General features: G+C 64.6%; 10 protein-coding genes. All 10 read right to left on the reverse strand.

The window, feature by feature from the left end:
* Nucleotides 1–27: 27 nt before the first annotated feature.
* The 10 genes from IPL75_17225 to IPL75_17270 are packed head-to-tail and all read right to left on the reverse strand — an operon-like array spanning nt 28 to nt 13591.
* A complete protein-coding gene (locus IPL75_17225; protein MBK9241939.1) occupies nt 28–1275 on the reverse strand; it encodes an O-antigen ligase family protein in 1248 nt (415 codons plus the stop codon).
* Nucleotides 1272–2474 carry a glycosyltransferase gene (locus IPL75_17230; protein MBK9241940.1) on the reverse strand — a complete coding sequence of 401 codons (1203 nt, stop codon included), beginning with the start codon at nt 2472–2474 and terminating at the stop codon, nt 1272–1274. The genes IPL75_17225 and IPL75_17230 overlap by 4 nt, the downstream gene beginning before the upstream one ends.
* On the reverse strand, nt 2465–3382 hold the full coding sequence (locus IPL75_17235; protein MBK9241941.1) for an FkbM family methyltransferase: 918 nt from the start codon (nt 3380–3382) through the stop codon (nt 2465–2467). Before IPL75_17235 ends, IPL75_17230 begins: the two co-directional genes overlap by 10 nt.
* Complete coding sequence (locus IPL75_17240; protein MBK9241942.1) at nt 3379–4443, reverse strand: glycosyltransferase family 1 protein; 1065 nt, start codon at nt 4441–4443, stop codon at nt 3379–3381. The genes IPL75_17235 and IPL75_17240 overlap by 4 nt, the downstream gene beginning before the upstream one ends.
* Nucleotides 4440–5906 carry a hypothetical protein gene (locus IPL75_17245; protein ID MBK9241943.1) on the reverse strand — a complete coding sequence of 489 codons (1467 nt, stop codon included), beginning with the start codon at nt 5904–5906 and terminating at the stop codon, nt 4440–4442. The genes IPL75_17240 and IPL75_17245 overlap by 4 nt, the downstream gene beginning before the upstream one ends.
* On the reverse strand, nt 5903–7051 hold the full coding sequence (locus IPL75_17250; GenBank protein ID MBK9241944.1) for a glycosyltransferase family 4 protein: 1149 nt from the start codon (nt 7049–7051) through the stop codon (nt 5903–5905). The genes IPL75_17245 and IPL75_17250 overlap by 4 nt, the downstream gene beginning before the upstream one ends.
* Nucleotides 7039–8295 carry a hypothetical protein gene (locus tag IPL75_17255; GenBank protein ID MBK9241945.1) on the reverse strand — a complete coding sequence of 419 codons (1257 nt, stop codon included), beginning with the start codon at nt 8293–8295 and terminating at the stop codon, nt 7039–7041. Before IPL75_17255 ends, IPL75_17250 begins: the two co-directional genes overlap by 13 nt.
* Nucleotides 8292–10193: an asparagine synthase (glutamine-hydrolyzing) gene (gene asnB, locus IPL75_17260; GenBank protein ID MBK9241946.1), complete on the reverse strand. Its 1902-nt coding sequence runs from the start codon at nt 10191–10193 to the stop codon at nt 8292–8294. The genes IPL75_17255 and asnB overlap by 4 nt, the downstream gene beginning before the upstream one ends.
* 19 nt (nt 10194–10212) lie before the next feature.
* Nucleotides 10213–11211 (reverse strand): FkbM family methyltransferase, encoded by a 999-nt coding sequence (locus IPL75_17265; protein ID MBK9241947.1) that lies wholly within the window; start codon nt 11209–11211, stop codon nt 10213–10215.
* 4 nt (nt 11212–11215) lie between these two features.
* On the reverse strand, nt 11216–13591 hold the full coding sequence (locus IPL75_17270) for a radical SAM protein (protein ID MBK9241948.1): 2376 nt from the start codon (nt 13589–13591) through the stop codon (nt 11216–11218).
* Nucleotides 13592–13670: the final 79 nt, after the last annotated feature.

Consider the following 13670-nt stretch of genomic DNA (forward strand, 5'->3'; position numbering starts at 1 on the left):
TTTGCAGTCGTGACAACATGCCGACGATCATACGGCTATTGCGCCAGGCTTCTGCAGGCGCCAGGCGGCCAGCACAAGGCCACAGGCGAGCCACTGAAAGATGCCCACCTTGGCGCCAAGCGCAACGGCATCCAGCAGTCCGAAAATGTGCACCGACAGCAGGGACAACCCGGCGGCGATCCCGACAGACCGCACCCAGCCGTCTCCCCCGATGGTGACGGCCATGTCGTAGGCGCGCCGCAGGATGAAGGCCGTCACCGCCACGTACGCGGCCAGCCCAATCAGGCCAACATCGAGTGCTGTCTGCAGAAACATATTGTGCGCATGCGGACGGCCGACGATGAGGTCAGGCCAGACTGGCACGGGTGAGTACCCACTGTGCCGGAAGTAGTCGAATCCGATGCCGGTCCAAGGTGATGTTCGCAGGGCGTCAAACCCCTGCGCCCAGATGTCCAATCGTGTCTGCACCGATGCCATCAACTCGACGACCCGGGGATGGTCGCCCCAGAAGGCGTAGGTCACAGCCGGCATCACAAGGAAAACGGCAGCGGCCGCCGACCACCATGCCGCCGGCTTCAGGAATCGGCGCGTCATCAGCCAGGCGATGAACGCCGCCGCCAACCAGACCGATCTGGATTGCATGATGACGACCACGGCCAGCGTCCACAACGCCGCCAGGAGCCCAACGACCTGCAGTGGCACGCGCAAACCACTTCCTGCGAGTCGCGAGCCGGCGACCGCAGCCGCCACCGGCAGCACCATCATCGCCACCGCAGCCAGAGGGTTCCGATTGACCGACGTGCGGGAATGCAGGCCGCTCATCGGCAGTGCTGGTGGCTCTGTCACTGGGGACGCCTTCCCGAAGATGGTCTTCGCTGTGTGCACCGGCAACGCGCTGCGGACTCCGATGGCCACGACAACCGCACCGCACGCGACAAACGCAAAGGCGGCCAGCGCGAAACGCTCGCGCGTCCGGCACCAGACCGCCACCGTGCCCATCGCGAAGAGCCCGAGCGCAAGGCCGGCGAAGTGGTTGATGGTCTCGGGTTGTTCGGCGACGTCGATTCCGGCGAAGATCGCGGCCACAACGAGCACGGCCACGTACCACGGAAGGCGGCCGAAGTCGCTCACAAGGCCGACGGCACCCAGCATCACCACCGCCGCGAACACGGCGACCGTTGCCAGAGCGGAAGGTCCCAGCGCTGCGGGAAACGCCAGCACGGGAGCCGCCACCAGCAATAGCGCTGCCGCACCCCATCCCACGCCGCGGATCATTGCGGTACGAGGTCCCGGAACAGGCTGTAGGCCCGGGCTATGGCGCCGGCTCTGTCAACGCGGGCGGAGGCATAGGCCATGGATCGCTCCGCGTACACATCATGGTCGGCCGGCAGGCGCGCACTCAGCGCTTCGATGGCCATGCCGAACGCCGACATCGAACTGAGCGGAAGACTCCAGCCGACCTCATGTGTTTCCACATCGCTCCAGGGCGTCTGATCGCTGATGAGGACGGGCACGCCCGCCGCAAGCGACTCGAAGATCACGTGCCCGAAGTTCTCTCCGCGAGTCGGAAAGAAGAACAAGTCGTGTCTGGCGAGTGTGCGTTTCACCTGATCGGGAGGCACCTCGCCCTTGTAGACGGCTCGTATATTCGAGGGCAGCCGCACCAGCAACCGCTCGCACTCTGCCCAGTAGGCCACATCCTCGATCGGTCCAAAAATCGCGAACTCCACGGGCACCTTCACGCCGGCCAATACGCGAAGCGCAAAGTCGAGGTTCTTCTTCGGGGAAATCCGCGACAGGAAACACAGGCGCAACGGTCCGGGCACCCGGCGCTCAATCGGGGCGCGCACTTCGGGCGACACCTCCTCTGTGAGGTCAGAAGCCACACGCACTTCGTCCCTGCGTACAGTCTTCACGATCTGCACAATTTCTTCTTTTTCCAATTCATTTGAGGCCTGCCACGTGATGTCCCGATACAGGCCACTCACGCGCGCCAGTTGGAGAAATGCCGACTTCTTCGCCGCCTTGAGTCCGAGAGCGCCGGTGGACAGTTCGCCCTGGGGCGCGAGCAGCGTGGGCACCGTCGGGACGAGGCCGAGTTTTCGTGCCGCCAGGACCTTCAGGGTAAATATGGGGTCGAAAAAACTATTGAGGTAGATCACTTGCGGCGAGATCCTCGCCACCTCACGTGAAAGCCGCCGAACCGTCGCGGCCCGGCGCGACAGGTACAGCACTTCCGCTCCGTGCAGGACCTGCCAGCTGCCGTGGCGGACCGATGGGTAGGGGGGATCGCTCGCGAGATCGCGGTCCAGGGTAATGATGCGGAAATCCACCTGGGTCCCGAGCGCCTGCACCAGATTGACCAGCGAACGGACCGGTCCGCCACCGCGGAACCCCGGAGGGTAACAACGGCTGAAGGCCAATACTCGGAGCCGCGGCGGGTCGCCGTTTCCCGGCCCCATTCCTACAGCCATACGCGACCCACTTTGAGCGGCGGCGATGACTTCAACAGACGCTCCGCCAGCGGAATGTCGCGCACAAACACGGTGTTGTTGGATTTGGACCTGGCGTCGCCCAGCGGCGTCAGCGTCCTCGAAAACGGCTCATAGCCACAGGCCTCAAATCCGTGTCCGGCCATCGTCTTGAGAATAGCGTGTTCGCCAAGGCCGTAGCGTGCGACGCTTCCGTTCAACTCCATGATTACGGAGTGTAATGTCGGCTGACTCAGCGTTGCGTTAGCGCCGGCCAGCACAAACGTCTCGAATCCCTCAACGTCGATCTTCAGTACGGCCGGGCGCCGATTCGCCAGCACCGCGTCCAGAGGCAGGACCTTGACCTGGACGGCTCCGTCACGCGGTTCACCCTCCGGCACCACATGATTCGTGCAGTTTTCATCGGACGTGAACCACAGCTCGCCCTCGGCGTCCGACGCGCCGACGTTCAGCGCCTCGACCCTGCCAGACAGCCGGTTGATGCTGAGCGTGTCGAGGAGCCGCGCGAATGTGGACGGCACCGGTTCCAGGCAGCACCCGCGCGCCCCCTTCGCGGCGCAGGCCAGAATCGTATACGCACCCACATTGGCGCCGACATCGACAAACAGATCATCTGGCGTGATGACGTGCAGCAGATACGCCATCTCGGCGAATTCATGCAGGCCGCAGTAGATATTTCCGGTCAGGCCGTCCTCCCCGGAGTGGACGATCATTCGCGAGCCGTTCACCCAGGGGTACACCACCGGCCCCGAAACCAGGCGGCTGCCCACCTGCCATCTCACGAATTCGACCAGCGCCCGTACTTTTCGGCCGCGGTTGAGCGGGTGTTCGACGATGAATCCGAGCGTCTCGGCAAGCTTGCCGATCACAAGGGCGGGGCTGCGGTTCATGACCCGGTGTCCCACGCGCGGCGAGCGGCTGCGATCTGCTCAATCACCTGACGCGCCCTGGCGGGAATCGAGTACGCCGGCACGGCTCTCGCGTGTGCCCGCCTGGCCATGTCGGCGCGTTCACCGGCGCGGGGCAAATAGTGACGTACGACCTCCGCCAGTTCGTCTGCGTCGTCCCACATCGGGACCTCGGTTTGCTCGTCGTAGACGGTCTGCGCGTAGGGAGTCCGCCGGTGCAGAAAGAAGCAGCCCATTGCCGCCAGTTCGTAGGTGCGGATTGTATCTTCGTCGCCGGGTTGGCGCACACCCCGGATGACGACGTCGTGATGCACGGGCGCAATGACAATGCGGCCGCGGCGTAGCCATTCGCCATAGGCGCGCCCGGTCAGCGCCGGTGCCACCTCCCATCCTGGCTCAGATCCGTCACGGCGTTCGCGCCAGCCACTGCCGACGATGCCGACCTTCAGGCGCAGGTCTTGACAGAGGCCGGCGAGTTGCTGCATCACGACCTGGTACTGATGGCGCCACGTCGCGGCCAGCACGAGATCGAAATCGGGATCGCCTGGGGGATCCGGCCAGAAGTGCAGGGCCGGATCGTAACCGTGCGGCACGCAGACACAGGGATTGTCGTAGCCGTAGATGGACTTCCATCCCGCAGGGTGGAACGGCTTGGTCGACACCACGAGATCGTATTCGCCCATGCTGGACTTCAACACCGCGCCGAACGCGTGTGGCGAGTAGTCCGGGAACACATTAGCGGTAAAGACACCCATCCGTCGAATGTGGCGAACGAACTCGGCGCACACGCCGCCGCCTCTGTACACCAGGAGGCAGTCAGGCCGGCGAGCGGCGATCTTGGCCAGAATCGCCGCCTCCAACTCTGTGCGGTGCCACGGTCTCAGCAGGCGATTCGTGCCCCGGACGACGAGCGACTTGCCGACTGGGAAGTAGTGATCTTCTCCCAGGTCATCCAGGCGGATATCTGGAAAGACGGCCATCGCCTCGCGCATGGAACGCGCGGTGGAGCCCTGCCAGGAGTCCCCGACAAACAGGATGTTCACGACACCGCCCTCTCACGGGATCGATAACGAGCCCGGTTCTCGGCGACCGACAGCATCAACATCGCCGCCAGCAGCGGATAGAGAATGAAGACGAATACTCCCAGGTACTCCGTGATGAAGTCACCGTCAATTCGAAACGCGATAAACATGCCGAGCAAAGACAGCGGCATCAGCAGGGGCGCCTGGTGCGCGTGGATGGCGCGGGCGATGGCCGACGTCTGTGCCACGATCCAGCCGCAGAGGGCGCTCGCGAGCCAGAGTCCCCACCAGCCGGCGTGATAGTAGCCACTGACAAAGATTCCTGGAGCCGTCGATGAACCGTCGCTGCCGGTGATCTTCCTGTGGAGTTCGCCATGCATCGCCGTGATCTGGGGCTTGTCTGGTGCCAGGACTCTCGGCACAAACAGCCAGGGGATCAGGGCCAGGCCATTGCCGCCTCGACCCCCATCGCGCAGATCGATGCTGGCAGCCTGGGTGGGCACGTAGCAGAGCCGGCTCCAATAGTCATATTCACGAGCGCCCGGCTCGTCGCGAGTACTGGCCCAGCCCTGGCGGAGGTAGGTGAGGCGATCGCCCAGAGTCGAACTACTGCCGGCCGAGAGTACGGCGACGCGTCCGCGACTCACCAGGCCTCCAAGGAACAGGTAGGCCAGAACCAGCGCCGACAGGCCAATGGGCAGTACGCGACGCGAGCCGAATCGAAGCGCCAGCCCCGCGGTCAGCACGGCAAGCGGCAGGAGTGCCTCTGTTTTCATCAACTGCAGGGCGCCGACCAACACCAGCAACACGGTCTGTGCCACCGCCAGCAGGCGGAACATGCGCTCGTGTGGACCGCGCGCCGATGCCGACAGGAGAATGGCCACAAGCGACAACTGGCCGATGATTCGTACACTGCCTGGGATCCCGCCCTCACGAAGGCCAATGTCAAAGGGGATGCGATAAAAGGTCGCCGCCGCGCCCAGAATCAGGAACGTCGCAATCACTGCCGTCGCTGAGAGGCGGCCCATCCTTGCGGCAACCCTGCCGGTCTGGGCACCAAGCCAGCGCCCGCGCGCGAACACCGATATCAGCAGCGCCATGCCGAAACCAAGCCCGTTCATGGCATCCACGCGCAGGGCATCTCCGGCACCAATGCGATAGAGGTTGAGGGCGTTGCGGACTTCCTCCTGCGGCCCGACAGCCAGCAAGGCGGCGCCAAACACAAAGTAGAGACAATACGCACCGAGAAACACAACACGATGGTCGGTCAACACCACCGAAAAACTCCGCCGAAACACGCTGAGCAGTATGGGTAGCGCGCACAGGAATGCGACCGCGCACCAGAGCCCATGGATCCACCATTCCTCAGGCTCGACTCGAGGCGCGAAAAACGCCGCCGCCGCGCCCAACACGAGGAACACCACTGAGAGGCGCAGCCACCGGCGCGGGGAAATGCCTGTCTCGGTCCTGGCTCGGGCCCTCACGCCTCGCCTCCAACTACTCGGTCAAGCTCGCGGGCGTATCGGTCACCATACGCGGCCCAGGACAGCTGGTCCCGCCGTGGCCCTAACAATCGGCGTGGCCCCGTCAGGTTCATGGCGCTGTTGAGCATCGCACGAATTGCGGCAGCAAGAACGTCGGCGTCGTCGCTCGGCACCACCGTGACCCACTCGGGCAGGTCCAGAAGGTCGCGGAGATCGGCCCCGCCCGTGCGGTCGGTGCACACCACAGGCACGCCGCACGCCAGGGCCTGCGCCTGGACGAGGGAGAGTCCCTCCTGGCGCGATGCCGACACAAAGACGTGGGCCTGTGCGTACTGCGCGGGGAGGCTGTCCTGAGGCACCGCATCCACATGGGTGAACCCGGGCTCCAGCGGCAACGGGGCATCACCCACGGCTCCGACGTGCCGCAGATGCACGCCGTCGAGTTTGCGCCACGCCGCCAGAAGCAGATCCACTCCCTTCTGATATGACCAGAGCCCCACGAACAAGATGGTCGGCGGACGGTCCTGCGGCGCCGGCGTCGGCCCAAACATGGCCACATCAACGCCGTAGGGATTGCAGAACAGCCGTTCGGCTGGAAATCCCTCATCGACGAAACTCTGCTTCGCATGCGCCGACGGCACGACCACCCGATCTGCCAGCGCATATCCCGCGCACTCGCGCGCGACGTCCGACTCGGGCACCGTACGCGCAGCGAACCCACGGCGCAGAAGGTCGTCGAGAATCGCTTTTTGGGAGAGAATGTGGCGGCTGCCGCGTTCGATGAACACCTTCGCGCCATAGGCTGCGCGAGCCTTGCGGGCACTCTGAACCGCGAGCCCCGACATCCCGATGAACACGTCACACGGCTCCAGCCGTCGCGCGATCAGCCGGTCGGTCGCCTCCAGCAGGCTGCGACTCGAGGCCGCCGCCAGCCGCGCACCGCCATATCGCTGCGCGGCCAGCATTGGCAGGAGCCACGGCAACAATCCACGGTGGGCGCGCGCCGGCAACCCGTATCGGCGGGTCTGGCGTGTCGTCATGGCACACCAGAACGACACGTCGTGGCCGAGCCGATCCAACTCTCGAGCGAGATCAAGGACATGAAACCGTCCCACCGTGGCGATCGCCACTTTCAGCGGGCGCATGTCGCCTCCATGCCCGCTGCCCGTCGCAGGACGCGCTCCAGCGTGCCGGCCTGCGCAGTCCAGGTCAGTTGTTGGAGTCGCTCCGGGTCGGCCACCGGCACTGCCCCGCCGTTCCACACCCGAGCCAGGGCCGCGCGCACCTGCGACTCGTCGGCACAGACCAGCAATGTCCCGCCCGCGAGTTCCGCCAGCTTCAAAGACTCGGCGCGTTCTCCGGGAAAACTGAGGATGGGGCGTTGGCAGGCCAGCAACTCGACGACCTTGTGGTGGAACGTCGCCGGCGACCACAGGTACGCATTCAACGCCGACTCGCCGCACAACGCGGCGAACTCCGGCAAGGGCAGCTGGTTCCTGATGTCGAGATGTACAACGGACTCCAGACCTGTCACTGCGGCCTCGACCAGCGCTGCGTCTGATCCGGCGTAGCCGAGCGTGATGCGTTGCCGTTCTGAAGAGGGCAGGCTCTGCACCCAATCGGAAAATGCGCGAACGAACCGCGAGAGATTCTCAGCGGCGTATGTGGCTCCGACCAGTGTGACGCGAAAACGCCCGGAGTGCTGAGGCCGCGGCCGCATGAACTCCGGGGCAACTCCGCTGTACACGACTGAAGGCCGCGCCGGGAACCAGCGTGCCATCGCTCCGGCGTGGAACTCCGCATTGGACGTGCCGGCCGACATGTCGCGAAACCGCCGCGCCACGAGCGTCTTCAGCCCACGGGGTATCCACTCATCCCACGAATCCTTCATATCGGCCACCCACTTGCAGCGTGCCAGCCGGGCCAACCGCTGGGCGATCAGCCAGCAGTCCGTGTTACCAAACATTCCCCAGACGATCTGGGGCTGGAAGACTGAGGCGATCGTGGGCAGGAATGGCGCGGCGCCTGCACTGAAGTCAGTGAACATCCCGGAATGACGCACATACGACCAGACGACCAATGACTTGCGGTGCAGCGATCCCGTGCGAGGTGATCGCACGCGGTTCAGTGCCGCAAAGGGCGTCGGCGTCACGGCAATCACCAGAGGCGTCCGCCAATCGTGCGCGTTGATGTGATCCTGCAGCTGGCTCGGGTCCGGCGACCCTGGACCGCGATCATCCTGCTCACAGACCAGGATCACCTGGTGTCCGCGCACTGCGAGCTCCTGAGCGAAGTGCCAGGCTCGCATGCCTGAGACATGCGGCACCGACGGATGCACATGGTTGACCACCACCACCCGCATCAGCGCGTCGCCGGCCGTGTTGTTCACGAAAGCCCCCGCTTGCGGGTGTCAGCGAGCGGCTGCAGGAAGTGCTGACGCCATTGTTCGATGATGAAGGGCTGCCAGACCACCCAACTCAGCGACGGCTCTCCGGCGCGCACCCGTGCAAGCGCTCTGCCCCACCACTGCGGCAACCACGGCGATCCCACGCGGCCACACGCCGCGTCGAGTGATTCCCGCACACGATCCGCAAACGCCGGGGCCTGGAACCACAGGTCCTGCGGCGGCCGGAATCCCTGCTTGTTCCATCGGGTGCGAATCGACTCCGGGAGAATGCCGCACATCGATTCGCGAAGCAGGCGCTTGGTCTGCACCTCACCCATCAGCAGGTGAGGAGGCAGCCGAAATACAAACTCCGCGATCCGGTGGTCGCAGAACGGAAGGCGCACTTCCCGGGAGTGGGCCATCGAATTGCGATCACCGTAGCGCAGCAGCGTGGTCAGGAACCTCCCGAAACTCTCCTGCAGCAGGACGCTTCCCAACGGATCAAATCCGTCGCGACGCGGGGCGTCGTTCTCGCGCGCCACGCGTTGTGCCGCGCCAGGCCGCAACCCGTACAACAGGCTGGTGCCTGTGGAGGTGTGATTGGACAACCAATGCCGGAGCGTGAATGGCAGCCTGTCGCGCAGGCCGCGCCCGGCGGGAGCCAACGCGAGCGGATACCGCTGGCGAATCAACGGAAGCTCACGATGGAGGCGGTCGATGTCGCCGCACTCCCGCAGCGCCTCCAGGTACACCGCAAAATACTGCTCGTACCCACCCAATGATTCGTCGGCGCCCTGGCCGTCCAGCAGCACCGTCACACCCTGCGCCCTGGCAAGATCGAACACACACCACTGCGCGAACTGGCTGGAACTGCTCACCGGCAGTTCGTTGAGCCACATGAACCGCGGGAGTTCTTCAAGAAAGCGATCCACCGTTGGCGTCACGGTGTGACTCGTGACTCCGGCCGCGTCAATGATTTGCTGTGCGTACGTCCACTCATCCGCAGACGTGCCAGGAAACCGGCCGGTAAATGTGTTGTACGGGGCGTCCTCCCCCAACAGGTTCCGCACGATGCAGACAATGGCCGAGGAGTCCAGGCCCCCGGACAAACAGGACCCGACCGGTACATCACTGCGCAGGCGGAGCCGGACTGAGTCAATCAGGAGATCGCGAAACTCGGCGAACACTTCCCGCTCATCTGTCACGATTCGTGCGGCACCAGGCTTCACCTGCCAGTAGGTCCAGACCCGCTGCTGCAGCGTGTGGACATCGACCAGCATCGCCTCACCAGGCAGCAACTGCTGCACATCATTGAACACCGTCTGCCGATCCGCATCCAGCCCCGTGCTGGCGTTGTACGCCGCCCGCAGCAGTCGCCACTCATCGATGTCCATGGACAGCGCGGGGTGCTGCAGCACGGCCTTGTACTCGGACGCGAACACGAAACAGTCGCGACCCCATCCAAAGAGAAAAGGCTTCTCGCCATACCGATCGCGAGCGCAGAACAGCATGCCGGTGGTGCTGTCGTACAACGCAAACGCGAACATGCCGTTAAACCGGCTGAGGCAGTCGGTCCCCCACTGGCGGTACGCCTCCAGGATGACCTCGGTGTCGGACTGCGTCCGAAACGTCGCTCCCAACCGCTGGAGTTCTGCGCGCACTTCCAGGAAGTTATAGATTTCGCCGTTGTGGGTCAGGTGCAGGCGACGGGTGGCATCTGCCATCGGCTGCGCGCCGGCCGGCGACAAATCCAGAATCGAGAGCCGACGATGTCCGAGCACCAGTGTGCGTTGGGATGTGACCGGACCTGTCCACAGGCCCGAACCATCCGGGCCGCGATGGCCCATGACCTGCAACATGTTGCGCACCACGGCCTCGGACGCACCCGGTTGGCCGATCACGCCCGCAATCCCGCACATGTCAGTCGGGCCGTGGGAACTGAAAGCGACCGGCCCACGCGCGCAGGAGTGGCACGAGTCCCCGGACCTGCGCCCGGAGTGCGCCTCTCACCACGCGACTGCCCACAGTGGCAGACCATTGTCTGAGCTCCGCGTCAATGTCGAAGCCGTGCGTCTCGCGGACCCAGGCGGCCCACTCGGGGTTGCCCGCGAGCACGGTGCGCGCGTGATCAAAAAAGCCGAGCGCGGCGCTGAGCACCACGAGCCGCATCGCCTGCTCGGGGCCTTCCAGGCGGCCCGCCGTCTTGAGCAGCACAAGGTCACACTGAGCCACCTGCCCCTTCGAGTACTGCATGTCGCTGCGGACCCGATAGGGGTGCGCCGGCAGGTTGCGGCGCCTCCAGCGGTGAAAGTCCTGGAGGTCCATGACCTCGAATCCCGCCTCGGCAAGAAACTGCGCCACCGCCCACACCAGGGGCTGATCAATCCGTTGCGGCAGGAACGAACACTCCACTTTCAGCGCCACACACTCGCGCAGCAACGTGTGGCCGGCCTTCAGGATGTCGAGCTCTGCGCCTTCAACGTCCACCTTGAGGTAATCCACACGTTCGAGCCTGCCTGTGCTGCGAAGCTCGTCCAGCGTGCAGGTCTCAACCGGTAGCACCGTGCGAACGGCATGCAGGCTCGGGTTGTCGAATCGCTCGATCATGGCCGGGTTGTGCCGCAGCAGCGACGCCCCAGTCATGTCCTCAGGCACGTACAAATTCTGAATCCCTGACGCGCCGCCTACCGCACTTGGTATGACGGTGAACTGGCGCCACCGGGAGTCACCCGCCCGCGCAAGTTGATCCGCGGCGTGCTGCTCGGGCTCGAAGCAGTAGATGCTGGACGCCCAGGCGATGGCCAGCAGTTCCGGATCGGCACCGCCGCGCGCGCCCAGGTCCACGATACACGGCGACAATGTCTCGATCAGTGTCCCGATGGCGCTGTGTGCAAGGTCTGGCATGCCGGTGTGTGCCACGTCGTCAGCTCCTGGTGGCTTCGTCAAGCGTGGTCACCCGGCTCGGGTCGCCACCGCGCGTCCATCGATGGTCCCGGATGCTGCGATACATGCCGCAGGACTGGCACACGTTGGGAAACGCGCCCCGATTCATGCCGTCAATCAGTGCGCGCCACCGTGGGTTGCCCGACGAGAGGATGTCTTCCAGCGGCTCGGTCTTCGTGTCCCCCAGAAAGAGGCCGGAATCGTAACCCCGGCAGCCGCAGCCGACCACTTCGCCGGTCGAGGTCACCATCGTGGACTGAAACATATGAATGCAGGCGCCCTGATGGTACAGGCTTTCGCCCGGCGTCAGTGCGATGTCGAGCCCCACCACATGATCATCTGTGATGAGCCCTCCCCAGTTGTCGTACTCGGTGGCAGTTCCGACCGACGCGCGGTGGTCGCGAACCAGCCGCTGCACCACGTCGTACAGCGGGCCGGTCCAGCGGGTCGGGTCGAATGAGCTGCCCTCACGAACGTCAATGATGATCGCGGGAGCCGCCGGCCACTCGTGCAACGCATCGGCCAGCCACCCCAGATTGCGCACAAGCCTGCGAAACTGCTGTGGCGGCTTCGCGGTGATCGCGGCAAACCGCTCTTCGGTGGCTCCGTAGAGGCTGATGTGCAGCTCCCGTAACTTCGTGAAGGTCTTGAGCCGCATGATGGCTTCCAGGTCCGGCGTCACAAAATTGGTATAGAACGCGACCTGCCGGACGCTCGACTGTTGCACCGCTTCGAGCTTCCGGAAGATGCCTTTGTCCATGAAGACGTCGCCGGTCATCGGCGTCAACCAGAGTCGCTCGATTCCCACTCGGTCGGCCGCATCAAGCAGTGCCTGGAAGGTATCTCCAGTCAGCTCCGTGCGCGGGCGGACTTCCAGTGGATAGGCACAAAAACGACAGGCCAGATTGCAGCGGCTCGTGGGTTCGACAAACAGCTGTTTCCATGGCACCGGAACAAAGCTGCGGCCCATCAACTGATTCCACGAGATGATCAGCCGCCAGCCGAGCTGGCGCCGCGCGGCCGCGGCCAGCCGGCGCACACCCGCACTGTCGGCGACCACGAATTGCAGGAGGAACACCACGGACCCGATCAACAGGGCCGACGCGTACCCCGCCGCGTGATAGCCGGGCACCAGCACGGTAAAGCTGATCAACAGCGCAGCGAGGTACGGTACGTGCAGCCACAGTTGCCGCCACATGCGCGCTGACCCCACCAGTTCATGCACGTACACATTGGCGACGACCGTGGGAATTGTGGAAAGCGCAATCAGGCAGAAGGCCATTCGCCCCCGCGCGAAGGCCTCACCATACATTGCCATGATCAGCCCGGACGCCACGACCATCGCGAGCGCCCCGGCCGAGGCGGTCAGGGCATTCGTCACGGCAAGCTTGCGGCGAAGCCGTCGCGTCCCTGCGGCGTCCCCCGCCACCGATAACCGGCCGAACGCGGGGACCGCGACGCCGCCGATCGACGCTGCGAGCAGCAACATGGGGCCGCGCCACTGCAAACCGGTGCTCACAATAGCAACCTCGTCGAAGCCACTCTGCTGCCTCGACAACATGAAGAGGCCACCCCACGTCACGCCGCCGAGCACCAGATTCAACACTGTGGACGGCAGGGCGAAATCGCCAATCAGCTGCCGAAACGACGCCGGCGCCCCATGGTGGGGAATGCCGGCATCGAGACGGCTGCGCCGGATCACACGGTGAAGGATCAACCCCTTGAGAACCACGCCGGCAAGGATGGCAATCAGGACCCCGTCCAGGCCAAAGGTCCGTGCCGCCGGATAGATGCCCAGGAGCACGGCGAGAGTGACGCCAATCTTGATCTTGGAAAGCTCGGCAAATTTCTCAAACCCCTGCGCCACTCCGTCCTGCACGCCGCTGACTATGGTGGCGGCGACAAACAGAATCATGACGATGACCGCGGCCTGATACCCGGTCGAGCCGACGAGTGCCTCCGCAAGGGTGCGGCTGAACGGCAGGGCCGCTGCCACGAGCATCACCGAAATCACCCACGCGAACCTGCCGACCAGCGAGATGACACCAGCGACTTTCTGCTTCTCAGACTCACGGTAGCGCGAGACAAACACCGTCGCCGTCAGTCCCATCTGGAACCCGGCGGTGGACGCCACAAAACCGACAGCGCCGAACAACAGCCCATACACGCCGTATTCGGTGATGCCGAGAGCCCGTGAGATCAGCACCGCCTGGGCCATGGCGCCCACACGCTCGAATCCCCCCAGGGCTGCCACCCACAGGGTGTTCTTCCGGAATTCAGATTGGGTCAAGGAGTGGACCCACTGCCGTGCCTGAGCCATCAGGCGGCCGGGGCGATGCGCGGCGACCTCAGCCATGCGCACCTACAGCCATCTCACGCCTTCTCCACGCCCCGGTACACGTCACTTGAATACATCCGAGACCACAGGCGCGCCG

This window comes from Acidobacteriota bacterium (assembly GCA_016716905.1).
Classification (GTDB): Bacteria; Acidobacteriota; Vicinamibacteria; order Vicinamibacterales; family SCN-69-37; genus SYFT01.

Bases quoted from the DNA above. Each gene is read 5' to 3' on its own strand.
- IPL75_17225 (MBK9241939.1), bottom strand. From the start codon at position 1,275: ATGATCCGCGGCGTGGGATGGGGTGCGGCAGCGCTATTGCTGGTGGCG.
- IPL75_17230 (MBK9241940.1), bottom strand. From the start codon at position 2,474: ATGGCTGTAGGAATGGGGCCGGGAAACGGCGACCCGCCGCGGCTCCGA.
- IPL75_17235 (MBK9241941.1), bottom strand. From the start codon at position 3,382: ATGAACCGCAGCCCCGCCCTTGTGATCGGCAAGCTTGCCGAGACGCTC.
- IPL75_17250 (MBK9241944.1), bottom strand. From the start codon at position 7,051: ATGCGCCCGCTGAAAGTGGCGATCGCCACGGTGGGACGGTTTCATGTC.
- IPL75_17270 (MBK9241948.1), bottom strand. From the start codon at position 13,591: ATGGCTGAGGTCGCCGCGCATCGCCCCGGCCGCCTGATGGCTCAGGCA.